The organism is Rhizobium sp. LjRoot254, from assembly GCF_964254105.1.
Taxonomy (GTDB): domain Bacteria; phylum Pseudomonadota; class Alphaproteobacteria; order Rhizobiales; family Rhizobiaceae; genus Rhizobium_E.
Genome location: NZ_CAXUSM020000001.1, coordinates 1,987,059 through 2,012,353, shown reverse-complemented (window position 1 = coordinate 2,012,353; position 25,295 = coordinate 1,987,059). Strand labels below are relative to the sequence as shown.

At 60.6% G+C, this 25,295-nt stretch carries 31 protein-coding genes and 1 tRNA gene; 18 read left to right on the top strand and 14 right to left on the bottom strand.

Features of this window, described 5'->3' with window-relative positions; translation table 11 throughout:
• Position 1 precedes the first annotated feature (1 nt).
• The 8 genes from nuoF to ACSQ26_RS09855 form a co-directional block, all read right to left on the bottom strand.
• Entirely contained in the window at positions 2-1,306 is a 1,305-nt protein-coding gene (nuoF, locus tag ACSQ26_RS09890; protein ID WP_436008372.1) for an NADH-quinone oxidoreductase subunit NuoF, read from the bottom strand.
• Between the two features lie 4 nt (positions 1,307-1,310).
• Entirely contained in the window at positions 1,311-1,565 is a 255-nt protein-coding gene (locus tag ACSQ26_RS09885; protein ID WP_258162189.1) for a hypothetical protein, read from the bottom strand.
• 8 nt (positions 1,566-1,573) lie between these two features.
• On the bottom strand, positions 1,574-2,719 hold the full coding sequence (locus ACSQ26_RS09880; RefSeq protein WP_436008371.1) for an NADH-quinone oxidoreductase subunit E: 1,146 nt from the start codon (positions 2,717-2,719) through the stop codon (positions 1,574-1,576).
• 16 nt (positions 2,720-2,735) lie between these two features.
• Positions 2,736-2,978, bottom strand: coding sequence for a hypothetical protein (locus tag ACSQ26_RS09875; RefSeq protein WP_436008370.1), 243 nt, complete (start codon positions 2,976-2,978; stop codon positions 2,736-2,738).
• On the bottom strand, positions 2,978-4,168 hold the full coding sequence (locus ACSQ26_RS09870) for an NADH-quinone oxidoreductase subunit D (RefSeq protein WP_258162192.1): 1,191 nt from the start codon (positions 4,166-4,168) through the stop codon (positions 2,978-2,980). Before ACSQ26_RS09870 ends, ACSQ26_RS09875 begins: the two co-directional genes overlap by 1 nt.
• A gap of 68 nt (positions 4,169-4,236) precedes the next feature.
• Positions 4,237-4,839: an NADH-quinone oxidoreductase subunit C gene (locus ACSQ26_RS09865; RefSeq protein WP_436008369.1), complete on the bottom strand. Its 603-nt coding sequence runs from the start codon at positions 4,837-4,839 to the stop codon at positions 4,237-4,239.
• 9 nt (positions 4,840-4,848) lie between these two features.
• Complete coding sequence (locus ACSQ26_RS09860) at positions 4,849-5,433, bottom strand: NuoB/complex I 20 kDa subunit family protein (protein ID WP_258162194.1); 585 nt, start codon at positions 5,431-5,433, stop codon at positions 4,849-4,851.
• Complete coding sequence (locus tag ACSQ26_RS09855; RefSeq protein WP_258162195.1) at positions 5,424-5,789, bottom strand: NADH-quinone oxidoreductase subunit A; 366 nt, start codon at positions 5,787-5,789, stop codon at positions 5,424-5,426. The genes ACSQ26_RS09860 and ACSQ26_RS09855 overlap by 10 nt, the downstream gene beginning before the upstream one ends.
• Positions 5,790-6,436: 647 nt before the next feature.
• Between ACSQ26_RS09855 and ACSQ26_RS09850 the strand changes: the two genes are divergently transcribed.
• Together ACSQ26_RS09850 and ACSQ26_RS09845 are read left to right on the top strand one after the other, a co-directional pair.
• Positions 6,437-6,583 carry a hypothetical protein gene (locus tag ACSQ26_RS09850; protein WP_436008368.1) on the top strand — a complete coding sequence of 49 codons (147 nt, stop codon included), beginning with the start codon at positions 6,437-6,439 and terminating at the stop codon, positions 6,581-6,583.
• A 126-nt stretch (positions 6,584-6,709) separates the two neighbouring features.
• Positions 6,710-7,216, top strand: a complete 507-nt coding sequence (locus tag ACSQ26_RS09845) for a mismatch-specific DNA-glycosylase (RefSeq protein ID WP_436008367.1) — start codon at positions 6,710-6,712, stop codon at positions 7,214-7,216.
• Positions 7,217-7,283: 67 nt separating this feature from the next.
• On the opposite strand, the gene ACSQ26_RS09840 is transcribed toward ACSQ26_RS09845, so the two are convergent.
• Both ACSQ26_RS09840 and phnF read right to left on the bottom strand, forming a co-directional pair.
• Positions 7,284-7,360, bottom strand: a tRNA-Asp gene (locus ACSQ26_RS09840).
• Between the two features lie 291 nt (positions 7,361-7,651).
• Entirely contained in the window at positions 7,652-8,398 is a 747-nt protein-coding gene (gene phnF, locus ACSQ26_RS09835; RefSeq protein WP_436008366.1) for a phosphonate metabolism transcriptional regulator PhnF, read from the bottom strand.
• An 83-nt stretch (positions 8,399-8,481) separates the two neighbouring features.
• Between phnF and phnG the strand changes: the two genes are divergently transcribed.
• Genes phnG through ACSQ26_RS09820 form a run of 3 tightly spaced genes read left to right on the top strand, consistent with a single transcriptional unit; the run spans position 8,482 to position 10,680 of the window.
• Positions 8,482-8,955: a phosphonate C-P lyase system protein PhnG gene (gene phnG / locus ACSQ26_RS09830; protein ID WP_436008365.1), complete on the top strand. Its 474-nt coding sequence runs from the start codon at positions 8,482-8,484 to the stop codon at positions 8,953-8,955.
• The gene (gene phnH / locus ACSQ26_RS09825) at positions 8,955-9,563 is read left to right on the top strand and encodes a phosphonate C-P lyase system protein PhnH (RefSeq protein WP_436008364.1); all 609 of its coding nucleotides are present in this window, start codon (positions 8,955-8,957) and stop codon (positions 9,561-9,563) included. The genes phnG and phnH overlap by 1 nt, the downstream gene beginning before the upstream one ends.
• A 1-nt stretch (position 9,564) precedes the next feature.
• A complete protein-coding gene (locus ACSQ26_RS09820) occupies positions 9,565-10,680 on the top strand; it encodes a carbon-phosphorus lyase complex subunit PhnI (RefSeq protein ID WP_436008363.1) in 1,116 nt (371 codons plus the stop codon).
• A gap of 5 nt (positions 10,681-10,685) precedes the next feature.
• Here the strand turns inward: ACSQ26_RS09820 and ACSQ26_RS09815 are convergent, their stop codons facing one another.
• Entirely contained in the window at positions 10,686-10,862 is a 177-nt protein-coding gene (locus ACSQ26_RS09815) for a hypothetical protein (RefSeq protein ID WP_436008362.1), read from the bottom strand.
• A 53-nt stretch (positions 10,863-10,915) separates the two neighbouring features.
• Here ACSQ26_RS09815 and ACSQ26_RS09810 point away from each other — a divergent pair, with 53 nt between their 5' ends.
• The 4 genes from ACSQ26_RS09810 to ACSQ26_RS09795 are packed head-to-tail and all read left to right on the top strand — an operon-like array spanning position 10,916 to position 13,912.
• Positions 10,916-11,791, top strand: coding sequence for an alpha-D-ribose 1-methylphosphonate 5-phosphate C-P-lyase PhnJ (locus ACSQ26_RS09810; RefSeq protein WP_436008361.1), 876 nt, complete (start codon positions 10,916-10,918; stop codon positions 11,789-11,791).
• The gene (gene phnK, locus ACSQ26_RS09805) at positions 11,788-12,564 is read left to right on the top strand and encodes a phosphonate C-P lyase system protein PhnK (protein WP_436008360.1); all 777 of its coding nucleotides are present in this window, start codon (positions 11,788-11,790) and stop codon (positions 12,562-12,564) included. The genes ACSQ26_RS09810 and phnK overlap by 4 nt, the downstream gene beginning before the upstream one ends.
• An 11-nt stretch (positions 12,565-12,575) precedes the next feature.
• The gene (gene phnL / locus ACSQ26_RS09800; protein WP_436008359.1) at positions 12,576-13,283 is read left to right on the top strand and encodes a phosphonate C-P lyase system protein PhnL; all 708 of its coding nucleotides are present in this window, start codon (positions 12,576-12,578) and stop codon (positions 13,281-13,283) included.
• Positions 13,280-13,912 (top strand): DapH/DapD/GlmU-related protein, encoded by a 633-nt coding sequence (locus ACSQ26_RS09795; protein ID WP_436008358.1) that lies wholly within the window; start codon positions 13,280-13,282, stop codon positions 13,910-13,912. Before phnL ends, ACSQ26_RS09795 begins: the two co-directional genes overlap by 4 nt.
• Here the strand turns inward: ACSQ26_RS09795 and ACSQ26_RS09790 are convergent.
• A complete protein-coding gene (locus tag ACSQ26_RS09790; protein WP_436008357.1) occupies positions 13,909-14,103 on the bottom strand; it encodes a type II toxin-antitoxin system HicA family toxin in 195 nt (64 codons plus the stop codon). The two genes, ACSQ26_RS09795 and ACSQ26_RS09790, sit on opposite strands and share 4 nt — an antisense overlap.
• A 2-nt stretch (positions 14,104-14,105) precedes the next feature.
• Positions 14,106-14,348 carry a DUF1902 domain-containing protein gene (locus ACSQ26_RS09785; RefSeq protein WP_436008356.1) on the bottom strand — a complete coding sequence of 81 codons (243 nt, stop codon included), beginning with the start codon at positions 14,346-14,348 and terminating at the stop codon, positions 14,106-14,108.
• A gap of 245 nt (positions 14,349-14,593) precedes the next feature.
• Here ACSQ26_RS09785 and ACSQ26_RS09780 point away from each other — a divergent pair, with 245 nt between their 5' ends.
• From ACSQ26_RS09780 to ACSQ26_RS09740, 9 genes are all read left to right on the top strand, one after another.
• Complete coding sequence (locus ACSQ26_RS09780) at positions 14,594-15,769, top strand: AI-2E family transporter (protein ID WP_436008355.1); 1,176 nt, start codon at positions 14,594-14,596, stop codon at positions 15,767-15,769.
• Between the two features lie 126 nt (positions 15,770-15,895).
• Entirely contained in the window at positions 15,896-16,735 is an 840-nt protein-coding gene (gene phnC, locus ACSQ26_RS09775; protein ID WP_436008354.1) for a phosphonate ABC transporter ATP-binding protein, read from the top strand.
• A gap of 90 nt (positions 16,736-16,825) precedes the next feature.
• Positions 16,826-17,731 (top strand): phosphonate ABC transporter substrate-binding protein, encoded by a 906-nt coding sequence (gene phnD / locus ACSQ26_RS09770; protein WP_436008353.1) that lies wholly within the window; start codon positions 16,826-16,828, stop codon positions 17,729-17,731.
• Between the two features lie 73 nt (positions 17,732-17,804).
• Positions 17,805-18,764 carry a phosphonate ABC transporter, permease protein PhnE gene (gene phnE / locus ACSQ26_RS09765; RefSeq protein ID WP_436008352.1) on the top strand — a complete coding sequence of 320 codons (960 nt, stop codon included), beginning with the start codon at positions 17,805-17,807 and terminating at the stop codon, positions 18,762-18,764.
• Between the two features lie 11 nt (positions 18,765-18,775).
• Complete coding sequence (phnE, locus tag ACSQ26_RS09760; protein ID WP_436008351.1) at positions 18,776-20,275, top strand: phosphonate ABC transporter, permease protein PhnE; 1,500 nt, start codon at positions 18,776-18,778, stop codon at positions 20,273-20,275.
• A gap of 72 nt (positions 20,276-20,347) precedes the next feature.
• Positions 20,348-21,055 (top strand): DUF1045 domain-containing protein, encoded by a 708-nt coding sequence (locus ACSQ26_RS09755; protein WP_436008350.1) that lies wholly within the window; start codon positions 20,348-20,350, stop codon positions 21,053-21,055.
• A gap of 1 nt (position 21,056) precedes the next feature.
• Positions 21,057-22,196, top strand: a complete 1,140-nt coding sequence (locus ACSQ26_RS09750) for an alpha-D-ribose 1-methylphosphonate 5-triphosphate diphosphatase (protein WP_436008349.1) — start codon at positions 21,057-21,059, stop codon at positions 22,194-22,196.
• The gene (gene phnN, locus ACSQ26_RS09745; protein WP_436008348.1) at positions 22,196-22,762 is read left to right on the top strand and encodes a phosphonate metabolism protein/1,5-bisphosphokinase (PRPP-forming) PhnN; all 567 of its coding nucleotides are present in this window, start codon (positions 22,196-22,198) and stop codon (positions 22,760-22,762) included. The genes ACSQ26_RS09750 and phnN overlap by 1 nt, the downstream gene beginning before the upstream one ends.
• Before the next feature lie 334 nt (positions 22,763-23,096).
• Complete coding sequence (locus tag ACSQ26_RS09740) at positions 23,097-24,062, top strand: hypothetical protein (protein WP_436008347.1); 966 nt, start codon at positions 23,097-23,099, stop codon at positions 24,060-24,062.
• Positions 24,063-24,131: 69 nt separating this feature from the next.
• Here ACSQ26_RS09740 and ACSQ26_RS09735 read toward each other — a convergent pair whose 3' ends face one another.
• Positions 24,132-25,259: a fumarylacetoacetate hydrolase family protein gene (locus ACSQ26_RS09735; protein WP_436008346.1), complete on the bottom strand. Its 1,128-nt coding sequence runs from the start codon at positions 25,257-25,259 to the stop codon at positions 24,132-24,134.
• Between the last annotated feature and the right edge of the window lie 36 nt (positions 25,260-25,295).

The following is a 25,295-nucleotide window of genomic DNA, read 5'->3' as shown; positions in this document are numbered from 1 at the left end:
CTTACTCGGCGGCTTCGAGAACCGCGCCATGGGCGCTGGCATTGCGGGTATACTCGTCGATACGGGCTTCCATGACAGGACGGAAATGCCTGATCAGGCCCTGGATCGGCCACGCGGCCGCATCACCGAGCGCACAGATCGTATGGCCTTCCACCTGCTTGGTGACCTGGAACAGCATGTCGATCTCACGCTTCTGCGCCTGACCGCGCACCATGCGCTCCATCACCCGCATCATCCAGCCGGTGCCTTCGCGGCACGGCGTGCACTGGCCGCAGCTCTCATGCTTGTAGAAGGCCGAGAGGCGCCAGATCGCTTTGACGATATCCGTCGATTTATCCATGACGATGACGGCAGCCGTGCCGAGGCCTGAACCGTGCTCGCGGAGACCATCGAAATCCATGATCGCATTGCGCATGGTCGCGCCTGGCACGCAAGGCACCGAGGCACCGCCGGGAATGACGGCGAGCAGGTTGTCCCAACCGCCGCGGATACCGCCGCAATGCTTCTCGATCAGTTCCTCGAAGGTGATCGACATCGCATCTTCCACCGTGCAGGGACGATTGACGTGGCCCGAGATCGAATAGAGCTTGGTGCCGACATTGTTCGGGCGGCCGAAGGACGCGAACCAGGTTGCACCACGACGCAGGATGGTCGGCGTCACCGCGATCGACTCGACATTGTTGACCGTGGTCGGGCAGCCATAGAGGCCCATATTGGCCGGGAACGGCGGCTTCAGGCGCGGCTGGCCCTTCTTGCCCTCCAGGCTTTCGAGAAGCGCGGTCTCCTCGCCACAGATATAGGCGCCGGCGCCGTGATGAACGTAAATATCAATATCGTAGCCGAGCTTGTTGTTTTTGCCCAGCAATCCGGCTTCGTAGCATTCGTCGATCGCGGCCTGCAGTGCCTCGCGCTCGCGGATGAATTCGCCGCGCACATAGATATAGGCGACATGGGCAGCCATCGCGAACGAAGCCACGACGCAACCCTCGATCAGCGTATGCGGATCGTGGCGCATGATATCGCGGTCCTTGCAGGTACCGGGCTCGGATTCGTCGGCATTGACCACGAGGTAATGCGGCCGGCCGTCGTTTTCCTTCGGCATGAAGGACCATTTGAGGCCGGTCGGGAAGCCCGCGCCGCCACGGCCGCGCAGGCCCGAGGCCTTAACCTCGTTGACGATCCAGTCGCGGCCCTTTTCGAGCAGGCCCTTGGTATTGTCCCAATGGCCGCGCGCCATCGCGCCCTTCAAGGACTTGTCCTTGAGGCCGTAGATGTTGGTAAAAATGCGATCCTTGTCAGTCAGCATGGCGTCATTCCGCGGGTTCGTCGATTATTTCGAGGCGTTTCTCGATCCGCTTGAGGCGACCGTCGAGATGGCCCAGAGAAATGTAGATATTGGCAGTGTCACCATGTGCTGCATCGACACTCGAAGACAGACCACGCAGTTGCGTGGTCATCGATGCGAGCCGATTGTCCACCTCACCCAGCTTGTGGTCGATGTTGGTGAGTCGACCCTGCATCTGCTTCAAGACTTCGTATATCAGTTCGTTGGTGACTTCCGCCATGGTTGATCCTATCTCGGCTTCTTGCCGAAGACACGAATATACTCGGCTTCACCGCCATCGGCCAAGGCCTTGGCTTGACGCACCCAATCGTCGCGATCGATGCGGCCCTTGAAATTCAGGTAGCCATCGACCCATTCGCGTTCATTCTGCTGCCAGCTTGCGACTTGCGCATAGGTAAAGATACCCAAGCCATTCAGGATGCCCTCGATCTTCGGGCCGACGCCCGAGATCAGCTTGAGGTCATCCGGCGCCGCAGGCTTTTCGATACCCTTGGGGCGGCTGGCATCTTCCAGCGAAGGCTTCGACACGACAGCGGTTGGCGTCGCGACTACAGGTGATGCCGCTGGTGCTTCAGCCGCTTTTGCCTCGGCCTTGGCTGCAGGCTCGGCGACCTTGCCATCGGCGGGCGACTTGATCGCCGGACTGGTTTCGATCGCATCCGTCTTCGGCTTGGCGGCATTGGACGGCGGAACGCTCACGCCCTCGGCAACATCAGCGGCGGTTGCCTTTGCGCGCGATGCCTTCGGCTTGGCAGCAACCGGTTCCGGCTCGTTGAGCGACGTCAGCCCGCCGAACGGCGCCGAGAAGATGCGGTCGATCTGCGTGCCCGTCTTCACATCATCAGGCTTGCCGGCTTCGAAGCGCTCGATGATATATTCGAGCTGCCGCGGCGTGAGATCCTCATAGGTGTCTTTGAAGATCGCCACCATCGGCGCATTGACGCAGGCGCCGAGACATTCGACCTCTTCCCACGACAGGGTACCATCTGCGTTGAGATGATGCGCATCGTGATGGATCTTCGACTTGCAGACGGCGATCAGGTCTTCCGAGCCGCGCAGCATGCAGGGCGTGGTGCCGCAGACCTGGATATGGGCGCGCGTGCCGACCGGCTGCAGCTGGAACTGCGTGTAGAAGGTCGCGACCTCGAGCGCACGGATATAGGCCATGCCGAGCATGTCGGCGATCGATTCGATCGCAGCCTTGGTCACCCAGCCGTCCTGGTCCTGGGCGCGCATCATCAGCGGGATGATCGCGGATTGCTCGCGGCCCTTCGGGTATTTCTTGATCGTTGCCTTGGCCCAGACCGCATTTTCCTTGCTGAAGGCAAAGCTCGGCGGCTGGACGCTGTCATCGGCTAATCGACGTACGGACATTCTCTTTCGCGCCCTATCAATTTATCTTGCCGCATACCGCGCGCGACAAGGTCGTCATCTGGCATGCGTAACCTGTTGAATCTTTTTGCAGGAAGACAACGAAGGACTTGCCGTTGGGAACGGCCGCCTTGATCTCGTAGCCTTGCGCAATGAGTTGGCCCATGGAAGCGCCGCTGGTCAGACTCGGAACCTCCTCCTGCGCGATCGCCGCGGCAGGCATAAGTCCAATCATCGTGAGCAGGACAGCGGTCGCTCTCATCAGCGATCGACCTCCCCGAACACGATGTCGAGCGAACCCAGCACCGCCGAGACGTCGGCAAGTTGATGGCCCTTGCAGAGGAAGTCCATCGCCTGCAGATGCGCATAGCCCGGTGCCCGTATCTTGCAGCGGTAAGGCTTGTTGGTGCCATCCGCCACGACATAGACGCCGAATTCGCCCTTCGGCGCTTCGACGGCGGCATAGACCTCGCCGGCGGGCACGTGGTAGCCCTCGGTATAGAGCTTGAAGTGGTGGATCAGCGCTTCCATCGAGCGCTTCATCTCGCCACGCTTCGGCGGCACGACCTTGCCGTCGGTGGACGACACCGGACCGGTCTTTTCCTTGCCGAGAAGCAGCTCGACGCATTGCTTCATGATCTTGTTGGACTGGCGCATCTCGAACATGCGGATCAGGTAGCGATCGAAACAATCGCCATTCTTGCCGACCGCGATCTCGAAATCCAGTTCCGAATAGCATTCGTAAGGCTGCGAGCGACGCAGATCCCAGGCGGCACCCGAGCCGCGCACCATGACGCCGGAGAAGCCCCAGGCCCATGCATCTGCCAGCGACACCACGCCGATATCGACATTGCGCTGCTTGAAGATGCGGTTGCCGGTCAACAGGCCTTCGATGTCGTCGCATTTCTCATCGAACTGGTCGCACCACTTGCCGATATCCTCGACCAGTTCCGGCGGCAGATCCTGGTGAACGCCGCCCGGACGGAAATAGGCCGAGTGCATGCGCGCGCCGCAGGCACGCTCATAGAACACCATCAGCTTTTCGCGCTCTTCGAAGCCCCAGAGCGGCGGCGTCAGCGCGCCGACGTCCATCGCCTGAGTGGTGACGTTCATCAGATGCGAAAGGATACGGCCGATCTCGGAGTAGAGCACGCGAATGAGCTGCCCGCGCTTCGGGATCTCGATGCCGCAAAGCTTTTCGACGGCGAGCGCGAAAGCATGCTCCTGGTTCATCGGCGCGACGTAATCGAGCCGGTCGAAATAGGGGACCGCCTGGAGATAGGTCTTGGTCTCGATCAGCTTCTCGGTGCCGCGATGCAGCAGGCCGATATGCGGATCGACGCGCTCGACGATTTCCCCGTCCAATTCGAGGACGAGTCGAAGAACGCCGTGAGCCGACGGATGCTCGGGGCCAAAATTGATCGTAAAGTTGCGAACGTTATGTTCGGTCATTCCATGTGCTCCGAAGTGGAAGCGAATACTGTACCGGATTTAGGCAACGCTAAAGCCGAGGCAATTCCCTACTGGCTCTTCTTCTCGTCACCTGGGAGCACGTAATCAGTGCCTTCCCACGGAGACAAGAAATCGAAATTGCGGAATTCCTGCCGCAGCTGAACCGGTTCATACACGACCCGCTTGACCGTATCGTCGTAGCGAACCTCGACGTAGCCCGTCGTCGGGAAATCCTTGCGCATCGGATAGCCTTCGAAGCCGTAATCCGTCAGCAGGCGCCTGAGGTCGGGATGGCCGGAGAACAGGATGCCGTACATATCGTAGGCTTCGCGCTCAAACCAGTCGGCACCGATGAATACGGACGTAGCCGAGGCGATCGTTTCATCCTCGCCGACCGCTACCTTGACGCGGATGCGGGTATTGACCTTCGGCGACAGCAGATGGACGACCACGTCGAAACGCTTCTCGCGCTCCGGATAGTCGACACCGCAGAGATCGATGAAGCTGATGAATTGGCAGCGCGGGTCGTCGCGCAGGAAGGTCAGGAGAGCAATATAGCTATCGACAGTAGTCGTGATGTTCAGCTCACCCCAGGCGATTTCCGCCGAGACGATCGCCTCGCCGCGGCTCTCCCTGAGATAGACCGAAAGCTCTTCGAGTGTATTCGACATGCCCTGCCCTCAGCGCTCGATCGTGCCGGTGCGGCGGATTTTCTTCTGCAGAAGCAGCACCCCGTAGAGGAGCGCTTCTGCCGTGGGGGGACAGCCCGGCACGTAGATATCCACCGGCACCACGCGGTCGCAACCGCGCACCACCGAGTAAGAATAATGGTAGTATCCGCCGCCATTGGCGCAGGAGCCCATGGAGATGACATAGCGCGGCTCCGGCATCTGGTCATAGACCTTGCGCAGTGCCGGCGCCATCTTGTTGGTCAGCGTGCCGGCGACGATCATCACGTCGGACTGGCGCGGCGAGGCGCGCGGCGCGACGCCGAAGCGCTCCATGTCGTAACGCGGACCCGAGACCTGCATCAGGCCTTCGACGGCGCAGCAGGCCAGGCCGAACTGCATCCACATCAGCGAGCCGGTGCGCGCCCAGGTGATCAGTTCGTCGGTCGAGGTGACGAGAAAACCTTTGTCGGCGAGTTCGTTATCGATCTCGCCGAAGAAGGCATCATTGGCGCCGATGGGCTTGCCCGTGGAAGGGTCGATAACGCCCTTCGGCTGGGGGGCGACGAGCGTAGCGTCGGAGGATGTCAATCCCATTCGAGCGCTCCTTTCTTCCATTCATAGATAAAGCCGATGGTCAGCACGAGAAGGAAGACCATCATGGACCAGAAGCCGAACCAGCCGATCGCGCCGAAAGACACGGCCCAGGGAAACAGGAAGGCGACTTCGAGGTCGAAGATGATGAAGAGGATCGAAACCAGGTAGAAGCGGATATCGAACTTCATGCGTGCGTCGTCGAAGGCGTTGAAACCGCACTCGTAAGCCGAGAGCTTTTCCGAGTCGGGCGCCTTGTAAGCCACGATGAAGGGGGCGACGAGAAGCGCCAGACCTATCACCAGAGCAATACCGATAAAGATGGCGATCGGGAGGTAGGAGCCGAGAAGTTCAGTCATTTGACCTGGTCCCTGCCTGGCTTGCCGGAGAGCGTTTCGCAAGCGCGATAGCCGTCCCTGGCCAGGCCGAAATTTGTTGCATCGCAGTCGTGGTTAGCGCAGCTATGTGTGATTAGCAAGACGTTGAAACCATTTTCAACGCATTGCCGCCACATTTGCCCGGACCGCGTCAATTCGCGCGTTTCAAACGTTTGAAGTCATTTGAAATTAAGACTGTTAGAGCCACTTACATTGAAATGGAGCCGGTTCTGTTGGCTCAAGCGGAGTCGCATGTTTGACCGGTGGGCCACGCGTCGTAGCCAAAGCATACGGCCAAGCCGGCCGGTCAAAGAGGCGGCCCGCTTCAGCCAACCCGAAGGGCCGGGCATCTTTCCGCCAGGATCAGAGGCGATCGGCTCGGCCGTACATCTGGGTACGACCTTCGCCAATCGCCTCTGCCCTGACGAAAACCTGCTCCGGCAGAACCGATTCCATTTCAATGCAAAGAGGCTCTAGGAAGAAGATGCGATCGCTCGCGGCGTTAGCAGGCAATGCAATCACTGCCGATTTGACATGGTGTTGGACGCGACCTATCTCCTGTTGCAGGAGTGGATCGCAATCAATCGCGGCCGCCGCTCGGGATTGACGCCTATCAAGGAGACTGAGAGATGCGTTTTGCGCTTTTTCTAGCCGGCACAATCGCCATGCTGACACTTGCGAGCTGCCAGGGTGCCGCGCCTATCAGTCCGAAAGATCGCTCGGTCAACGATACGGGCAGGTATGGCGGGCAGAAGGGCAATTTCCACACCAAGTAGCGGAAAGACTGGCATCGCACAGCTGAGCCGAAAAGCTGCAGAGAAAAGCGTTGACGGCACCCGTCATCTCGCCGACGTGAAAGGACGCTGTCCAACTGCTCGCCCTCGTTCGAGGGCTGACCGCCGATGACGCATATCCTCGAAGACCTCCTCCGGCCGAACCTGCGCCTCGTGATTTGTGGAACCGCCGCCGGCACCCATTCGGCCCGGATCGGCGCTTATTACGCCGGTCCCGGAAACAAGTTCTGGCGCACGATCCATGTCATCGGCCTCACCCCACATCTCGTCGCCCCGAAGGAATGGCGATCGCTCGATGCGTTCCGGATCGGCTTCACCGATATGGCGAAGCACCATTTCGGAATGGACAAGGATCTGCCAGCCGGCTGCTTCGATGCCGGCCGCCTGCGGGCAGTTATGGAAGAGATTCAGCCCGGCGTCCTCGCCTTCAACGGCAAAGCCGCGGCGCAGGCATTCTTCGGCCGGAAGCCGATTGATTATGGACGGCGTGAGGAGAGAATCGGAACGACGGCGATATGGGTTCTTCCATCCACGTCGGGCGCCGCGTCAGGCGCGTGGCGTATCGGGCCATGGCAAGAGCTGGCGGACGCAGTTCGAGCAACATCCGCTGGATGAGCGTACAACGTTCTTCGATTTTCACTTGGAGACAGGATGATCAAACTTTTGATCTGTAAGAGAGAAATGGCGCGAGTGACGGGGCTCGAACCCGCGACCTCCGGCGTGACAGGCCGGCACTCTAACCAACTGAGCTACACCCGCGCATTTCTTTCCGAAGCGGCTTGTTCGCCGTCCGTGAGCGGCTAACTAAGGGGTGCCGGTGGAAGTGTCAAGCAGGTTTTGTGACAAAATGGAAAAGGGCACCGAGTTTTTCGAGGATTTTCCTTCAAGCCATTGTCTTAACTTGGGAAATCGATAAGCCGATCGCGGCGGCGCGCCGTCGCTGGAGCCTCGCCCGTACCTGAATCTCGGGGCTCCTTCAGGGAAAATCGGGCTCTGCGAGCGAGATCGCCGAATCCGTTTCCCTCGACAAAACCAATGCACGCCAGAGGATCAAGGACCCTGCGTATCGAGCTTCAGCGTGATGCGTTCGGCTGCGAAAATAGTGCGCGAGAACTGGATGGGTTGCCCCGAAGAATCGGCATTGACCGCCAGCGTTTCCAGGACGACAGCCGCCGACGAGAGCCGGAGCCTCGAACTCTCTTCCGTTGTCGCCAGGCGTCCCGTCACCTCCGTCGAAATGCGGACGTAATCCTCGACTCCCTGTTCGGCCAATGCGCGCGTGATCGAATGAAAGCGTTCGAAGTGGATCGCCATCTCTGGAAAACGACGCTCATCGAAATAGTGGCTTGAAAGCGAGATCGGATCGCCATCGGCCATGCTCAGGGTTTCGAGCTTCAAGACAGCCTCAGTTGCCGGAATACCAAGTGCTGCTGCGATCTGTTCGGGCGCTGCGAGGGATTGCGCGGAAAGCAGCCGCATCGCCAGCTCTTGCGCCTGGCTACCGAGTCCATCGGAGAATCGTGTTCGTCGGCCGACCGGATAGACAAGCCTCTCGCGTTTCTCGATCAGCGTGCCCCTGCCCTGCACCCGGCGCAGCATGCCATCCTCGGCCAGTGCCGCAATCGCGTTGCGCACCGTATGGCGGTTGACCCCGAAACGTTCGGCCAGAACAGTTTCCGGAGGCACCATGCCCGTCTCGTCATATTCGCCTGACATAATGGAGCGGCTGACCTGGTCGGCGATCTGTTTCCAGGCGGAGATGCCGCGCCGGCGATCGATGGGGAAATGTTCGTTCATGTCACATGTCTGTCATTGTCAGGGCTTAATTGCCGATATAGATGTCTAGTTATCTAGACTAATAGACATTTGGAGAATGTTCAATGCCTCTGGAAAATTCGAGTTCAGGCCTGGACGGACAGAATGACCGGCGCCGGCACATTATGGAGATTCTGGCAAAGGCGGATGACGGCAGGCTCGAACGCGCCTGGGAGGAATGGCTGGACAAGCCGGATGTCTTTGCCGTGCGCGGGCCGGAAACCGGTCTGGTCATGATCCGCGGCCGCATCGGCGGCGGCGGCGCACCCTTCAATCTCGGCGAAGCCAGTATCAGCCGCGCGACGGTTCGCCTTGGCACCGGCGAAATCGGTTTCGGCCAGACCCTTGGGCTGACGCCGCGCAAGGCAGAACTTGCAGCGATTTTCGATGCCCTCGGCCAGCGGCCGGAAACAAGCGATGCTGTCAATGCGCTCGCCGCCGATATCGAACGGGGCATCGCAGAGGCCGACGAGACAAGCCGCCGAGAGACCGCGGCGACGCGGGTCGATTTCTTCACGATGGTCAGGGGAGAAGACTGATGGCCTATCGCACCGAATCCTATACCGGCGGTTTTGCCGACCCGGTCTTCGAAGCCCAGTCGACATTCAAGATATTGATGGATTGCATGGCGCGGCCCGGCACGATCGCGACCGTGAGCGCGCCATCCGCCCCGCCTTTGCCCTTGGGTCCGGGCGCAGGCGCGATCGCGCTGACGCTCTGCGACCATGACACGCCGGTCTATCTGTCACCGGCGCTGATGGGAGCGGGCGTACAGGGCTGGCTCGCGTTCCAGACCGGATCGCTGTTGACCGAAGATCGCGCCGAGGCGGCATTCGCCTTCTTCGAAAAGGGCGCGGCACTCCCTGCCCTCTCGACCTTCTCGATGGGTTCGCAGGAATATCCGGATCGATCCACGACCATCATCGCCGAACTGCCTGATTTGACCGGCGGCGCAGCGCTCACGCTTTCTGGGCCGGGTATCGATGGAGAAGCGACCATTGCGCCGCAGGGCCTGCCGCCACATTTCGAAAATATGTGGCGGGAAAATGCCGCTCTTTATCCACGCGGCGTGGATCTGGTCCTGGTCTCGGGCAGCGACATTCTCTGCCTGCCGCGCACAACCAAAATCGCAAAGAGAGGGGCATGACATGTATGTAGCTGTCAAAGGCGGCGAAACGGCAATCGCCAATGCCCATCGGCTGCTGGCCGACAAGCGGCGCGGCGACCGCAGCCTGCCCTCGGTCACCATCGAACAGATCGTCGAGCAGTTCGGACTGGCTATCGATCGCGTCATGGCCGAAGGCTCGCTCTACGATCGCCCGCTGGCAGCCATCGCGCTGAAGCAGGCACGCGGCGACATGATCGAGGCGATCTTCATCCTGCGCGCCCATCGCACCACGCTGCCCCGTTTCGGCTATACCAAGCCGATCGATACGGCTCAAATGCTGGTCGCCCGCCGAGTCTCGGCGACCTACAAGGACCTGCCGGGCGGCCAGCTTCTGGGACCGACCTTCGACTATACCCACCGCCTGATCGACCCGTCACTGGCAGGCAACACAGAGCCTGAGACTCCCGTCGAGCGTGAAGCGCCCGACGAAGGCGTGATGCGCGTCTCCGAAATACTCGCCCAAGAAGGCCTGATCGAGGCCGACGGCATCATGCCCGGCGACCATCAGACCGGCGACATCACGCGGACGCCGCTCGAATTTCCGATGACACGCGATTCACGCCTGCAGGCGCTGGCGCGTGGTGACGAGGGTTTCCTGCTGGCGCTCGGCTATTCCACCCAGCGTGGCTATGCCCGGACCCATCCCTTTGCCGGCGAAATCCGCATCGGTGAAGTGGAGGTCGAGATGGACATTCCGGAACTCGGCTTCTCCGTGTCGCTCGGGCGCATCCAGGTGACCGAATGCCAGATGGTCAACCAGTTCAAGGGTTCGGCCAAGGAGCCACCGCAGTTCACCCGCGGCTATGGCCTGGTCTTTGGCCAGTCCGAACGCAAGGCCATGGCGATGGCGCTCTGCGACCGCGCGCTCCGCGCCAGGGAATTCGACGAGGATGTCGTGGCGCCTGCGCAGGACGAGGAATTCGTCATCTCGCATTCCGACAATGTGCAGGCGACGGGCTTCGTCGAACACCTGAAGCTGCCGCACTACGTGGATTTCCAGGCCGAACTCGATCTCGTGCGGCGCATGCGGGCCGATTACGAGGCGGCCAAATCGCGCAAGCCGGGCGATGACGCACGCAAGGAGGCTGCGGAGTAATGACCTCAGTCGCCCCCGCCTCCTCCGTCACCACCGCCATCTGCACCATCGGGTGCCCAACTTCCGCTTCCCGAATCCCTGGAGTTGCGATCGGGACGGCTCTTCGCCGCCTTGAGAAAGAAATAGCCGATGATGGCCCCGATCGCGGCCATCAGAACCAACCCGACGACAAAACTGTCCATGCAATGAAACCCCTATCCGCGGGCGTGCCCGCGTGGCGAGAAGGTAAGCTAAGATGACAACTCTCGCCACCTACAATTTCGCCTATCTCGACGAACAGACCAAGCGGATGATCCGCCGCGCGATCCTCAAGGCGATCGCCATTCCCGGCTACCAAGTGCCCTTCTCATCTCGTGAAATGCCGATGCCCTATGGCTGGGGCACCGGCGGCGTCCAGGTGACCGCCGCGATCATCGGCCCGGACGATGTTTTGAAGGTCATCGACCAGGGCGCCGACGACACGACCAATGCCGTTTCCATCCGCGCCTTCTTCCAGAAGGTCGCCAATGTCGCGGTTACGACCAAAACGTCCGAGGCCACCATCATCCAGACGCGCCACCGCATTCCCGAGGAAGCGTTGAAGGCCGGCCAGACGCTGGTCTATCAGGTGCCGATCCCCGAACCCTTGCGCTTCCTCGAACCGCGCGAGACCGAGACCCGCAAGATGCATGCGCTCGAGGAATACGGCCTCATGCATGTGAAACTCTACGAGGACATCGCCCGCAACGGCGAGATCGCCACGACCTATGCCTATCCGGTGAAGATCGAGGGCCGCTATGTCATGGACCCATCGCCGATCCCGAAATTCGACAATCCGAAAATGCACCGCTCGGAAGCGCTGCAGCTGTTCGGCGCCGGGCGCGAGAAGCGCATCTATGCCGTGCCGCCCTTCACCGAAGTCGTGAGCCTCGATTTCGAGGATTATCCCTTCACGGTGCAATCGTTCAACAAGCCCTGCGCGCTCTGCGGCGCCCACGGCGTCTACCTTGATGAGGTGGTGCTGGACGATAAGGGCAAGCGCATGTTCGTCTGCTCCGACACCGATTATTGCGAGGATCGTCGGGCGCAGGGCCATATCGGCGAACAGGCCGGACTGGAGGCCGCCGAATGACCGACACACCGCTTCTCAAAGTCCAGGGTCTTTCCAAATTCTACGGCAGCCGCATCGGCTGCATGAATGTCAGCTTCGATCTCTGGCCCGGCGAAGTGCTGGCCGTGGTCGGCGAATCCGGCTCCGGCAAGACGACGTTGTTGAATTGCCTCGCAACCCGACTGCAGGCCGATAGCGGCATGATCCAGTACCGCATGCGCGACGACGCCTTCCGCGACATCGCCCGGATGAGCGAGGCGGAACGCCGCCTCCTGATGCGGACCGACTGGGGTTTCGTGCACCAGAACCCTGCCGACGGCTTGCGTATGGCGGTGTCGGCCGGCGCCAATGTCGGGGAGCGGCTGATGGCGGTCGGCGACCGGCATTATGGCAATATCCGCACCACTGCGACCGACTGGCTTTCCCGAGTCGAGATCGACGAGGACCGCATCGACGATCAGCCGCGTGCCTTTTCGGGCGGCATGCGCCAGCGCCTGCAGATCGCCCGCAACCTGGTGACCTCGCCGCGCCTCGTCTTCATGGATGAGCCGACCGGCGGCCTCGACGTCTCGGTGCAGGCGCGCCTGCTCGACCTGCTGCGCGGCCTCGTCCAAGATCTCGGCCTGTCAGTGATCATCGTGACGCATGATCTCGCGGTCGCCCGGCTGATCTCGCATCGCATGATGGTGATGAAGAACGGGCTCGTCATCGAACATGGCCTGACGGATCGCGTGCTCGACGATCCGCAGGAGCCCTACACGCAATTGCTCGTTTCATCGATCCTGCAGGTCTGAGGAGAATGGATATGTCATCACCATTGATTGTCACCGGCCTCGAAAAGACCTTCACCATGCATCTGCGCGGCGGGCTGAAGCTACCCGTCATGTCGAATGCCTCGCTCAATGTCGGCGCGGGTGAATGCGTGGTGCTCGGCGGCCCCTCGGGCATCGGCAAGAGTTCGATCCTCAAGATGATCTACGGCAATTATGCCGTCGATCACGGCGAGATCCTGATCATGCATGATGGCGAGCCGCACGACATCGCCACGGCGAGCCCGCGCCAGGTGCTGGAAATCCGCCGCCGCACGCTCGGCTATGTCAGCCAGTTCCTGCGCACCGTACCTCGCGTCGGTGCCCTCGATATCGTCGCCGAACCGCTGACGGCCCGCGGCACGCCGGTGGAACAGGCACGGAAGGCGGCCGCCATCCTGCTCGCACGGCTCAACCTACCGGACACGCTCTGGCAATTGCCGCCCGCGACCTTCTCCGGCGGTGAACAGCAGCGCGTCAACATCGCACGCGGCTTCATCACAGATCATCCGGTCCTGCTGCTCGACGAACCAACAGCATCGCTCGACGCCGCCAACCGCGCCGTGGTGGTCGAGATGATTCGCGAAAAGAAGCAAAAAGGCGTCGCCCTGCTCGGCATCTTCCACGACGAGGATGTCCGCAGCCAGGTCGCCGACCGCATCGTCGATGTCAGCGCATTCTCCGCACGAAAGCAGGCAGCATGACCAAGCTCTCCGAAACCCCGCTGATCCATGAAACCGCCAATGTCACCAATACGAGACTTGGCCGCTACACCGAGATCGCCGAACATTGCCGGATCGCCGAGGCCACGATCGACGATTATTCCTATGTCATGGAATACGGCATGATCTGGTGCACCACGATCGGCAAGTTCGCCAATATCGCGGCGAATGTGCGGATCAACGCCACCAATCATCCGCTCTGGCGGCCGACGCTGCATCACTTCACCTACCGCTCCGGCGACTACTGGCCGGACGCCGATACGGACGAGGCATTCTTCGGCTGGCGGCGCGATCACGCGATCACCATCGGCCACGACGTGTGGATCGGCCACGGTGCGACAATTCTTCCGGGCGTGACGATCGGCAATGGCGCGGCAATCGGCGCCGGCGCAGTGGTGACCAAGGATGTCGAACCCTACATGGTCGTCGGCGGCGTCGCGGCCAAGCCGATCCGCGAACGCTTCTCGCGCGATATTGCCGAGCGCTACGAAAAACTCGCCTGGTGGGATTGGGATCATCTCCGGCTGCGCGATGCGCTGGAGGATTTCAGAAACCTGGGTGCCGAGGCGTTTCTCGACAGGTATGAGGATATGGCGACAGCGGCAGCCTAGAAGGCCTTGGGCAGACCCGCCTGCTTCAGGGTTTCATTGGCCGTATGACGGGACTTCGTACCTTGATCGACCGCGAAATGGCGATTGGTGATCGGGCTGAACCAGACTTCATGGTCACCTTTCCCGAACCGCACACGATAGCAGCCGGCATCTTCAAGCAGTTTCTTGAGTTCGCGAAGGAAGCCGGCCATGTTCAATAACTGGGATTGGGAATGCGAACCAACTGTTCGGTCATGATGTGAACAGGAATTTCCGGCAGGTCGGATTCTATGCCGTTCAGTTCGATCAGATCACTGAGCACGGCAAGCACCTTCGGTTCCAAGGCCTCGATGGTAGCCGCTTCTACCACCAGACCGTCGATGTCGGTGCTTGTAGCCACCCAAACGCCAGCTTCGTCGTCCCACGCCGCTCGCACGATGATTGAGGAATGTCGCATAAGTTCACTCTTTGACATAAGCGTCGATGCTACATGCTTATCATAGTAGGAAGCGCCATGTGAATTTCCTAGCCCTTTTTCACATCGAGATGTGAATTCGATCGTCTGACATGTCCGGGATATTTACCGTCCGCCATTTTTCCGGTTCCTCATAAAACAAATTCGACTATAGCTCGCCGTATAAACGTCCATCATAATATGGGCGTCATGCCGGTTCTATAAATGGTCCAGATATCGGAGACCGAATGCATTCGAGCAACCGCGGCAGACCCTATTCCACCGTCGAACGGGCAGACATAGAGGCTGCCCGGCGGGAGCGCTTTGCACTCGTGCCCTCGGCGACGGTCGCGCGCGTGCTTCTGGTCCTTGTGATCCTGGCCGGCGTCTATTTCTTCCACGGCTTTATCGTGCCGGTGCTTGCCGCACTGGTGATCGGTTTCGCCAGCTGGCCGATCTACCGCCGTATCCTCAATGCCATCGGCGGCAATCGCACGCTCGGCGCCACGATCGCCCTGCTGCTGGTTTTGTCCTTCATCATCATCCCGATTACGATCGCCACCATCTATGCGATGAAGGAGATCAAGGTCTGGGCGCTCTGGGCGATCGAGGCGAACAAGCATGGAGCGCCCGTTCCGGTCTGGCTGCAGGGGCTGCCCTTCGCCGGTGAAATGCTGAGCGAGCAATGGGTGCGATATGCCGGCCACGAGGGCGGCCTCGGCGAGCTGGTTCAGCTGATCAGCGGCTCCAACATCGGCAATATCTATCGCGGCGTCGTCACATTCGGCGCCACCGCCTTCCAGGCGCTGCTCACGCTTCTCTTCATGCTGATCACGCTGTTCTTCGTCTATCGCAATGGCGAGGACCTAGTAGCCCAGCTCGACCGCGTCGGCGAACGCATCCTCCCCGAACGCTGGGAGCGGGTATCGCGGATCGTCCCACTGACGATCAGCTCGACGGTGACGGGGATGACCATCATCGCCATCGGCGAAGGCATCGTGCTCGGCATCGCCTACTGGATCGCCGGTGTCCCCTCGCCCGTGACGCTCGGCGTGATCACCGGCATCATGGCGCTTATTCCCGGCGGCGCGCCGCTGAGTTTCACGCTGGTTTCGATCTATCTCGTTGCGAGCGGCTCGCATTTCGCCGGTGCAGCGTTGCTGATCTGGGGGTCCGTGGAACTTTTCATCGTCGACAAGACGCTCAGGCCGAAGCTCGTCGGCGGGCCGATCAAGCTGCCGTTCCTGCCGACATTCTTCGGCCTGATCGGCGGCGTCAAGACGATGGGCTTTCTCGGCCTCTTCGTCGGCCCGGTGCTGATGGCGCTGCTGGTCGCGATATGGCGCGAATGGCTCCATACGGATGCCGTGGCGACGCAGGTCGAGGCCGAACGCGAGCAGATCGCTCAAAGGGCTGCGGAATAGGCTCTCCCCGGCAATCCCGGCTGTGGATTGTCATCCAACTGTCATCAAATCGACACCGGACCTTTAATCTAGCGCTCTAGACCCGATCCCAACAACGGCGAAAAGTCGAAACAGGGATTTGGCGGAATGTTTGAATTCAGGAATGTCACGCGACGATTCGGATCCAAGACCGCCGTCGACAGCGTCACAACAGACATTCCCGCTGGCCAAATGGTCGGCATCATCGGTCGCTCCGGCGCCGGAAAATCCACCTTCCTTCGCATGATCAACCGGTTGGCGGACCCGTCGGCCGGTTCGATTATTTTTGACGGCCGTGAAGTGTCCTCGCTTAAGGGCGCCGAGCTGCGCCGCTGGCAGCGCGATTGCGCCATGATCTTCCAGCAGTTCAACCTCGTGCCGCGCCTCGACGTGCTGACCAACGTCCTGCTCGGCCGGCTCAACCATCGTTCGACGGTGACCAGCATCCTCAACATGTTCACCCGCGAAGAGCGGATCATGGCGATCGCAGCACTCGAGCGGCTCGGCATCGAACAATCCGCACTGCAGCCGGCCGGCACGCTGTCGGGCGGCCAGCAGCAGCGCGTCGCCATCGCCCGCGCCCTGATGCAGGAGCCGAAGGTGCTGCTCGCCGACGAGCCGATCGCCTCGCTCGATCCTCTCAACGCGAAGATCGTCATGGATGCGCTGCGCGACATCAACGAACGCGAAGGCATCACCGTCATCTGCAATCTTCACACGCTCGATACCGCCCGCGCCTATTGCCAGCGCATCATCGGCATGGCTGCGGGCAAGGTCGTGTTCGACGGCGGCCCGGATGAACTCACGCGCGATGCGGTGTCGGCCATCTATGGCTCCGAGGGCGCGCTTGACGAGTCCATGACCTCCACCAGCATCAATATTCCGGCGGTGGCGATGGTGCCCGTTCCGGACAATGCACCGAAGCCACTGGTTTTGCTGGGCGTCTGAGACGCCCGACCCGATCGCCCGCCCGCGTCAAAGGCAGTTCCCGAATCGACATGAACATCCGGTTTGACCGGACCGACCAGGAGAAACACCATGCTGAAGAAGACCCTTCTTGCCGCCACCGCGCTTCTCGCGCTGGCTTCCGCCGCTGCTGCCGAAGACCTCAAGGAATTCCGCATCGGCATTCTCGGCGGCGAAAATGAAGCCGACCGCCTCAAGTCCTACCAGTGCCTCGTCGACCAGCTTCCCGCTGCCATCGGCGTCGAAAAGGTTTCGTTGTTCCCGGCTGCCGATTATGACGGCGTCGTACAGGGCCTGCTCGGCGGCACGCTCGATTACGCCGAACTCGGCGCTTCCGGCTTCGCCAAGATCTATCTGGCCGATGCCAAGGCCGTCGAGCCGATCCTGACCACCATCCAGACCGACGGCTCGATGGGCTATTATTCCATCATGGTCGCCCGCAAGGACAAGGGTTACAAGACCCTCGAGGATCTCAAGGGCAAGAAGCTCGGCTTTGCCGATCCGGACTCCACCTCGGGCTATCTGATCCCACTCGTCACCCTGCCCGAGAAGATCGGCGCGCCAGTGAAGGAATATTTCGCCGAGACTGGTTTCGGCGGCGGCCATGAGAACCTCGTTCTCGAAGTCCTGAAGGGCAATTTCGACGCCGGCACGACCTTCGGTTCGGGCGTGGGCGACTTCAAGGACGGCTACACCTCGGGCAACCTGCGCAAGATGGTCGACAAGGGCGTCCTCAACATGGACGACCTGGTCGAGCTCTGGAAGTCCCCGCTGATCCCGAACGGCCCGATCGTCGTCCGCTCGTCGATGAACGACGACATGAAGAAGAAGTTCAAGGACTTCATGGTCAAGCTGCCGGAAACCGACGCCGCTTGCTTCTCCGCCATCCAGGGCGGCGATTTCAAGAGCTACACCGAAGTGACGGTCGACTTCTACAAGCCGATCATCGATGCCCGCAAGGCAACCATCGGCGGCTGACAGGCCCAATAGGAATGAGCGCCGCCGGAGCAATCCCGCGGCGCTCTTCTTGCGACCGGGGATATGGAATTTCATGGGCATGGCAACCACCCAGACATTGGGCGAAGGCGGCGCGCTGATCGAGCGCCACTGGCGCGAACTCGCGGGCAAGCGCCGGCTGTATACGCTGATCGGCTTCGCGATTTTCGCGATCGCGCTTTCCGGCTCGCTGTGGTTCGCCAATGACAGCAATTCCGGCAAGTTCCTCGACCGCTTGCCCTATCTCTTCGATTTCATCGGCGAACTGGTCCCGCGCGATCCGTGGGAGATTTTCCGGGCGATGTTCGACCTGCCCTCGCCCTATGACGACGGTAGTTTCAAGTACAATTATCCCGACGGCCGCTACTACATCACGTCGAACATCTACATTCCCGAATATTTCTACAAGATGATCGAGACCGTGAACATCGCGATCTTCTCGACGTTGATCGGGCTGGTCATCGGTTTTCCGCTGAGTTTCTTCGCGGCCAGGAACATGATGCCGAATCCGTTCGTGCGCGGCTTTGTCCGCCGAGTGATGGAAGTGTTGCGCGCCTTTCCCGAAGTGGTCATCGCCGGCTTCTTCCTCGCCATCCTGTCGCTGGGACCAATCCCGGCGATCATCGCCGTGGCCATCCACACGATCGGCGCGCTCGGCAAGATGTTCTATGAAGTCATCGAAAACGCCGACATGAAGCCCGACGAGGGCCTGCGCGCATCAGGCGGCAACTGGATCGAGCGGGTGCGCTTCGGCATGGTGCCACAGGTCATGCCCAATTTCGCCTCTTATGCGCTGCTGAGACTTGAGATCAATGTCCGCGCCTCCACCATTATCGGTGCGGTCGGCGGCGGCGGTATCGGCGAATTGCTCAGGCTCTCGATCAGCCAGGGCCATGAAGCCAAGACGCTGGCGATCATGCTGCTGCTCTTCATCACCATCATCTCGGTCGACCAGTTTTCCGCCTGGTTGCGCCAGCGACTGACCGGCGACCACGCCTTCCAGCTCGTTCATTGAGGGGCGACGACATGAACGCAATCGACATGGAAGCGATCGCCGCCCGCCACCCTGACCTGATCTCGGCGCCCTTGCATCAGCGACTACGCATTCCGCTGATCGTGCTGGTTGCGGTTCTCTATGTGATCTTCTGCTTCTGGTTCTTTTCCATCGGCAAGGTTCTGGGCACCGCCAACTGGGGGATTGCCGGCAGCTATCTCGCCGACTGGGTGAGTTACGAGGAACGCCCCGACATCGATATCGCGCCTGAGGGCATGCGGGTCGACTTCCCCAACAATTCCACGCTCGGCAAGAACCCGCAGCCGGAATGGCTGAAGAAGGACGAGACGACAGTTACACGCGCCGCCGAAAGCGCCGTCACCACACCAGACGCCGTTGCGCCGGCCGAAGCGGAAAAGAAGTCTGCCTTCAATTTCATGGGCACGCCCGATACAACGGACAAGACGCTGGCGGTCGAACCTACCGCAAAGGCGGAGATTACCGAACAGGTCGTCTCCCACGCCGTGATCGAATTCAGTACATCGGCCACGGCAGACATCACCCCGGAGCGGGCAATCGTCACTCACAATGGCGAGGTGCTGACCATCCCGCTCGGCGGAACCGAGATCAAGCTCGATGCAGCTTTGCCCTCCTGGGCCAGCCAGCCGCATGCCGGCGGCAAGATCATCATCAGCTTCGGCTTGCCCGGCTGGATGGAGGTCGAGCCGGATCGTGTGAGAATCCGCAAGCGGTTCTTCGGCTGGGCGAATTTCATATTCGACACCAATTCCAAATTCTTCGGCAAATCCACCGGCGAGGTCGTCTCGCTGATCACATCGGGCGAACGCCTCGATCCCGCCCGAAGCAATGCCGCGCTGGCGGCCAACGACATTCTTTACAATCCATCCTGGCAGCATCTCGACGTCTGGACAAAGCTGTTGCAGACGATCGTCATGGCCTTCGTCGGAACGCTGTTTGCCGCGATCGTCTCCTTCCCGCTGTCCTTCATTGCGGCGCGCAATATCACGCGCTCGAAGATCGCCAACCAGATCACCAAGCGCTTCTTCGATTTCCAGCGTTCGGTGGATATGCTGATCTGGGCTCTGTTCTTCACCCGCGCCTTCGGACCCGGACCGCTGGCCGGCATCTCGGCGATCTTCTTCACCGACACCGGCACGCTCGGCAAGCTTTATGCCGAGGCGCTGGAGAATATCGACAACAAGCCGCGCGAAGGCGTCAAATCCGTCGGCGCATCGACGATTGCCGTGCAGCGTTTCGGCGTCCTGCCGCAGGTTCTGCCGGTCTTTGCCAGCCAGGCGCTCTATTTCTGGGAATCCAATACGCGCTCGGCGACCATTATCGGGGCAGTCGGCGCCGGTGGCATCGGCCTCAAACTCTGGGAAGCGATGCGCACAAATTCCGACTGGGAGAACGTCGCCTATATGGTGGTGCTCATCCTGCTCGTGGTCTACATATTCGACACCGCTTCGAATATGCTGCGCTCTCGATTGATGGGCTCCGCATCACGATAGTGTCATAATACGGCGTTAGAGCCTGCACTCAACATCAGGGACGCAGCGGGAATCGCCCGCGCGGCATCATTCATGCGTTATGCCATTTATTTCACACCGCCCGCGGATGACCCGCTGACGCGGTTGGCGGCCGAGTGGCTCGGCCGCGATGCATTCACCGATGCGGCCATCAAGCAGCCGGCCGTCGAAGGTTTTAGTGCAGACGCGTTCAAGGCGCTCACAGACGACGCCCGCCGCTACGGCTTTCACGCGACGATGAAGGCACCCTTCGCGCTTGCCGACGGTCGGACCGAGGCTGAACTCATCGCGGCGCTCGAGGATTTCTCGGCCGGCACCTCGGCTTTCACTCTTCCTGAACTGGTGCTTGGCCAGATCGGCCGTTTCTTCGCGCTCATTCCCGCCGACTGGAGTGCCGAACTGCAGATGCTCGCCGACGACTGCGTCAGCCGCTTCGACAGTTTCCGTGCACCGCTCAGTGATAACGATTTCGCACGTCGCAACCCGGATCAACTAACGCCGGAGCTGCGTGAGAACCTCGTCAACTGGGGCTATCCTTACGTTTTCGACGATTTCCGCTTCCACATGACGCTGACAGCGCAGGTCGAGCCGGCTGAGCAGCCGGCGATGCGCGCCGCGATTGAAAATTTCTTCGGAGACTATGTATCGGCACAACGCCGCATCGGCCATCTCGCGCTATTCGTCGAACCCGAACGCGGAGCGCCCTTCGTTCTGAAGCACCTCGTCCAACTCCCAGAACCCGCCATCAGAAAGACCGCCTGACATGACAAAGGAAACCGTCTTCTCCAATGCCCGCATCGTTCTCGACGACGCGATCGTCGATGGCAGCGTCTTGATCAGGGACGGCAAAATCGCCGAGATTTCGCAGGGGAACAAGGCGACCGGCGAGGATTTCGGCGGCGACTATGTCATTCCGGGCCTCATCGAATTGCACACCGATCACCTCGAAGCACATTACTCTCCCCGCCCCGGCGTCCGCTGGATGACCACCGCGGCAATCCAGGCGCATGACGCGCAGGTGGCATCGTCAGGAATCACGACGGTGTTCGATTGCCTGCGCATGGGAAGCGACGAGGACGGCGGCTTCGCGGCGGGCGAAATGCGGGAAATGGCGGACGCCCTGGCCAATGCCGCAAGCGAGGATCGGCTCAAGGCTTCGCACCTCATCCATCTCCGCTGCGAAGTCTCGGCCGCAAACGTGCTCGACGACTTCTCGGATTTCGAGAAGGATTCGCAGGTTCGCCTGGTGTCTCTGATGGACCACGCGCCTGGCCAGCGTCAGTTCCAGACTATGGAACAATACACGCTCTACTACAAAACCAAGCGCGGCCTGTCCGACGAGGCCTTTGCCGAATTCTGCAGGGTCCGCCAGGAGGCATCGGCACGCTATGCCAAGCGCCACCGCGACGTCATCGCCGGCTTCTGCAATCAACATGGGATCACCATCGCCTCGCACGATGATGCGACGCTGGATCATGTCGAGGAATCGATCGAGTACGGCGTTCGCCTAGCCGAATTTCCCACCAGTCTTGAGGCGGCTCGCGCGTCGCACGAAGCGGGCTTGAGCGTGCTGATGGGCGCGCCCAACATCGTGCGCGGCAAATCTCATTCCGGCAATATCTCGGCCCGCGACCTCGCAAATCACGGCATTCTCGACGTGCTCTCTTCGGATTACGTTCCGCTCAGCCTGATCCACGCGCCCTTCGTACTGAGCGAAGGCGAAGATGCGATCAGCCTGCCCCAGGCCATCGCCATGGTGACATCGACGCCCGCACGCACTGTCGGCCTCGACGACCGGGGTTCGATACGGCCGGGCCTGCGTGCCGACCTCGTGCGGGTGCGGTATACCGGCGGCGTGCCTGTTGTGCGTTCGGTCTGGCGCGAAGGCCAGCGTGTCGCCTGATGGACGGCGGACAACCGGGCACAATGATCGTCGTGGTCGGCCCTAGCGGCGCCGGCAAGGACAGCCTGATCAATGCGGCGCGGGATCATTTCCGCAACGATCCACGCGTGGGATTCGTTCAGCGTGTGATTACCCGGGCCGCCGATGGCGAGACGGAAGATCATAGAAGCGTCTCGCCCGAGGATTTCGCGGCGATGAAACACGACGGCCGCTTCGCGGTCTCGTGGCAGGCGCATGGTCTTCACTATGGTATTCCGGCCGAGACGCAGGCTGAACTCGCCGCCGGACGGACATTGATCGCCAACGGATCGCGTGGTGCCTTGGCGGGCTTCATCGATGCCTTCGCTTCCCTCGCCGTGATCGAGGTGACCGCACGGCCCGATGTGATCGCCGAACGCCTGAAACTGCGCGGCCGGGAAACGCCTGATGAGATCGAACGGCGCCTCACACGCGTGACGCATGACTGGCAGCCCGATTGCAAGTTCGCCGTTGTCGATAACAGCGGTGTGCTGGGTGACGCCCAACGGGCTTTCATCGATGCGATAGGCCGATTGTCCAGCCCCTAAGGTCTGGGGAAAGCAGCCAATCGGCAGCGTCGCAAGCCTTTTCGTGCATCAGCGAAGTGCCATGTATTGCCGGCCGCGCTTATCTTGACAAAAATAATCATGAAAAATCTCTTAATCGACATCTAGTTTGTTGACTAGGTTTGTCATGTTTACTAGAACGCCTTTCAATCTCGAACATTCAGGCATCCGCCGCTGAAATCTCCTTGAGGTCGGCCCGGTACCCAAATCGGACAGTTGCTCGCTGGCATTCCGCCGGCGCGTGTTTCGCTGTGCTTTTTGTGGCCCGGCGGAGGGACAACAGGGCGCGCCTCGCCCGGTATCAAGGAGTAGGAATATGGCAGAAAAGTTTATGACGATCGACGCTTCGGCATCAACGGTCGGTGTCGATTATGCAGCGTATCTGGCGGATTATTTCGCCGAGCAGGCAGTTGCGACGACACGCGGTGCGACCACCTACTACGACAGCACGTTTCATGCGCCATATGGCTACTACGACGGCAGCCAGGTCGGCGTTCGCTACTCGGCGAGCACGAACGACGCGCAGGTGCTGATGGAAGGCGCCCACATGCAATACGACGGCATTGACGGCATCGACGGTAGCTATTCCGGTTCCGTGAACTCGGTCACATTCGGATATCGCGATGCTGGCACGATGTGGGTCGAAAACGGCGAGGAGCGGTCCACACTTATCGGTGTTGTCCAGGAACTCAAAATCTCCGGCCTCGACATCTTCGAAAAGGTCGGTGCAGGCGCAGGCGCGGACAACGCCTTCTTTCAATTGATGAGCGCTCTTCGTGACGCGCATCTCACGGACGCCTCTGGTGATACCACAAAGGGCGCGCTCGCCATCCAGGCGCTCTATGACATGTTCAACGTCAAAGCGCAGTACTTCATCGGCTCCGAAGGCGACGACACCTATGTCGGCACCAAGTTTGCCGACAAGATCGATGGCGGCGCTGGCACCGACACGCTGACCGGCGGTAAGGGCAAGGACATCTTCGTCTTCGATCTTGACGACTCGTCCGCGACGCTGGAAGACTCCGACCACATCCTCGGCTTCAACGCCAAGCAGGATCGCTTCGACCTGCGCCTGATCGACACCAACCCTGAAAAAGACGGCGACCAGGCCTTCAAGTTCCTCGGCACGGCTGACTTCACCGGCAAGGCTGGCCAGGTCAACTACGAGCGCGTTGACGGCCAGACCATCGTTCATCTCGATATCGATGGCAATTCCGAGGCCGACATGAGCTTTATCCTCGATGGCAGCTTCAAGCTCGACGCGGGCGACTTCCTCCTCTGATATCGAGCGATGTCTTGATTTTTATAGAGGCGGGCCAAAAGCCCGCCTCTTGCTTTTGAGCCATTGGTCTTAAAGCAGGCCGCGACGGGCGAGATTGGCCATCAGGGCGCGGGTCCCGAACGTCCAGGCCGGGCACTCAGTCGACAGCCGCACGGTGTTTACGAGACTGCCGAGATGGCTGTTCGAGATGGTCACGATATCGCCCAGCTTGTGGGTGAAGCCCTGCCCCTTGTGATCGCGATCCTCGACCGGCGCAAACAGCGTGCCCATGAACAGCATGAAACCGTCGGGATACTGGTGGTGCCGGCCGATGGTCTGCGCGACCAGATCGAGCGGATCGCGGCTGATCTCCCTCATCGAGCTCTTGCCCGAGAGCCTGAAACCATCCTCGCCTTCCACCGAAAGATCGAGATCGGCATTGCGCACGTCATCGATCGAATAGGTCTCGTCGAACAGCCGGATGAAGGGTCCGATCGAGCAGGACGCGTTGTTGTCCTTGGCCTTGCCAAGCAGCAGCGCTGAACGGCCCTCGACGTCGCGAAGATTGACGTCGTTGCCGAGCGCGGCACCCTTGACCTCGCCCCGGGAATTCACCGCAAGCACGATTTCGGGTTCAGGATTGTTCCATCGCGAGATCGGGTGCAGGCCGACATCCGCACCATAGCCGACCGATGCCATGGGCTGGGCCTTGGAGAAGACTTCTGCATCCGGACCGATGCCAACTTCGAGATATTGCGACCAGATGCCTTCCTCGATCAGCGCCGCTTTCACCTTGGCGGCTTCGGGCGAGCCAGCTTTCAGGTTGCGAAGCGAATCGCCGATCAGCGCCGTGACCTTCTTGCGCATCGTCTCGGCCAGGTCCGGATTGCCCGCCGCCTTTTCCTCGATGACGCGCTCTATCATCGACCGGGCGAAGGTGACGCCGCAGGCCTTGACTGCCTGAAGGTCATTGGGTGCGAGCAGAACGCCCGACGCCGCCGCGTCGGCCAGCGCCATCAAGGGCCTGTCCGGCTGCGCATTCAGCCATGCGACGGCGTCGTCGCGCTCAAGAAGGTCGTGCATTGTCGGCGATTGTTTCGACGTTACGTCATGCAGAATGCCACGGCGCAGATGGACGATAGCCGGCCCGTCATCCTCGGTCGACCAGATGCGGCCGACAAACGTTCCCGTTGCGAATATCTCGTTGTTCAAGCTCACACGATCCTCCCTCGTTCTTGAGGATAAAAGAATAGC

Excerpts from the sequence above, each read along its gene's own strand:
- nuoF (WP_436008372.1), bottom strand. The coding sequence starts at position 1,306 with ATGCTGACTGACAAGGATCGCATTTTTACCAACATCTACGGCCTCAAG.
- ACSQ26_RS09885 (WP_258162189.1), bottom strand. The coding sequence starts at position 1,565 with ATGGCGGAAGTCACCAACGAACTGATATACGAAGTCTTGAAGCAGATG.
- ACSQ26_RS09880 (WP_436008371.1), bottom strand. The coding sequence starts at position 2,719 with ATGTCCGTACGTCGATTAGCCGATGACAGCGTCCAGCCGCCGAGCTTT.
- ACSQ26_RS09875 (WP_436008370.1), bottom strand. The coding sequence starts at position 2,978 with ATGAGAGCGACCGCTGTCCTGCTCACGATGATTGGACTTATGCCTGCC.
- ACSQ26_RS09870 (WP_258162192.1), bottom strand. The coding sequence starts at position 4,168 with ATGACCGAACATAACGTTCGCAACTTTACGATCAATTTTGGCCCCGAG.
- ACSQ26_RS09865 (WP_436008369.1), bottom strand. The coding sequence starts at position 4,839 with ATGTCGAATACACTCGAAGAGCTTTCGGTCTATCTCAGGGAGAGCCGC.
- ACSQ26_RS09860 (WP_258162194.1), bottom strand. The coding sequence starts at position 5,433 with ATGGGATTGACATCCTCCGACGCTACGCTCGTCGCCCCCCAGCCGAAG.
- ACSQ26_RS09855 (WP_258162195.1), bottom strand. The coding sequence starts at position 5,789 with ATGACTGAACTTCTCGGCTCCTACCTCCCGATCGCCATCTTTATCGGT.
- ACSQ26_RS09850 (WP_436008368.1), top strand. The coding sequence starts at position 6,437 with ATGCGTTTTGCGCTTTTTCTAGCCGGCACAATCGCCATGCTGACACTT.
- ACSQ26_RS09845 (WP_436008367.1), top strand. The coding sequence starts at position 6,710 with ATGACGCATATCCTCGAAGACCTCCTCCGGCCGAACCTGCGCCTCGTG.
- phnF (WP_436008366.1), bottom strand. The coding sequence starts at position 8,398 with ATGAACGAACATTTCCCCATCGATCGCCGGCGCGGCATCTCCGCCTGG.
- phnG (WP_436008365.1), top strand. The coding sequence starts at position 8,482 with ATGCCTCTGGAAAATTCGAGTTCAGGCCTGGACGGACAGAATGACCGG.
- phnH (WP_436008364.1), top strand. The coding sequence starts at position 8,955 with ATGGCCTATCGCACCGAATCCTATACCGGCGGTTTTGCCGACCCGGTC.
- ACSQ26_RS09820 (WP_436008363.1), top strand. The coding sequence starts at position 9,565 with ATGTATGTAGCTGTCAAAGGCGGCGAAACGGCAATCGCCAATGCCCAT.
- ACSQ26_RS09815 (WP_436008362.1), bottom strand. The coding sequence starts at position 10,862 with ATGGACAGTTTTGTCGTCGGGTTGGTTCTGATGGCCGCGATCGGGGCC.
- ACSQ26_RS09810 (WP_436008361.1), top strand. The coding sequence starts at position 10,916 with ATGACAACTCTCGCCACCTACAATTTCGCCTATCTCGACGAACAGACC.
- phnK (WP_436008360.1), top strand. The coding sequence starts at position 11,788 with ATGACCGACACACCGCTTCTCAAAGTCCAGGGTCTTTCCAAATTCTAC.
- phnL (WP_436008359.1), top strand. The coding sequence starts at position 12,576 with ATGTCATCACCATTGATTGTCACCGGCCTCGAAAAGACCTTCACCATG.
- ACSQ26_RS09795 (WP_436008358.1), top strand. The coding sequence starts at position 13,280 with ATGACCAAGCTCTCCGAAACCCCGCTGATCCATGAAACCGCCAATGTC.
- ACSQ26_RS09790 (WP_436008357.1), bottom strand. The coding sequence starts at position 14,103 with ATGGCCGGCTTCCTTCGCGAACTCAAGAAACTGCTTGAAGATGCCGGC.
- ACSQ26_RS09785 (WP_436008356.1), bottom strand. The coding sequence starts at position 14,348 with ATGCGACATTCCTCAATCATCGTGCGAGCGGCGTGGGACGACGAAGCT.
- ACSQ26_RS09780 (WP_436008355.1), top strand. The coding sequence starts at position 14,594 with ATGCATTCGAGCAACCGCGGCAGACCCTATTCCACCGTCGAACGGGCA.
- phnC (WP_436008354.1), top strand. The coding sequence starts at position 15,896 with ATGTTTGAATTCAGGAATGTCACGCGACGATTCGGATCCAAGACCGCC.
- phnD (WP_436008353.1), top strand. The coding sequence starts at position 16,826 with ATGCTGAAGAAGACCCTTCTTGCCGCCACCGCGCTTCTCGCGCTGGCT.
- phnE (WP_436008352.1), top strand. The coding sequence starts at position 17,805 with ATGGGCATGGCAACCACCCAGACATTGGGCGAAGGCGGCGCGCTGATC.
- phnE (WP_436008351.1), top strand. The coding sequence starts at position 18,776 with ATGAACGCAATCGACATGGAAGCGATCGCCGCCCGCCACCCTGACCTG.
- ACSQ26_RS09755 (WP_436008350.1), top strand. The coding sequence starts at position 20,348 with ATGCGTTATGCCATTTATTTCACACCGCCCGCGGATGACCCGCTGACG.
- ACSQ26_RS09750 (WP_436008349.1), top strand. The coding sequence starts at position 21,057 with ATGACAAAGGAAACCGTCTTCTCCAATGCCCGCATCGTTCTCGACGAC.
- phnN (WP_436008348.1), top strand. The coding sequence starts at position 22,196 with ATGGACGGCGGACAACCGGGCACAATGATCGTCGTGGTCGGCCCTAGC.
- ACSQ26_RS09740 (WP_436008347.1), top strand. The coding sequence starts at position 23,097 with ATGGCAGAAAAGTTTATGACGATCGACGCTTCGGCATCAACGGTCGGT.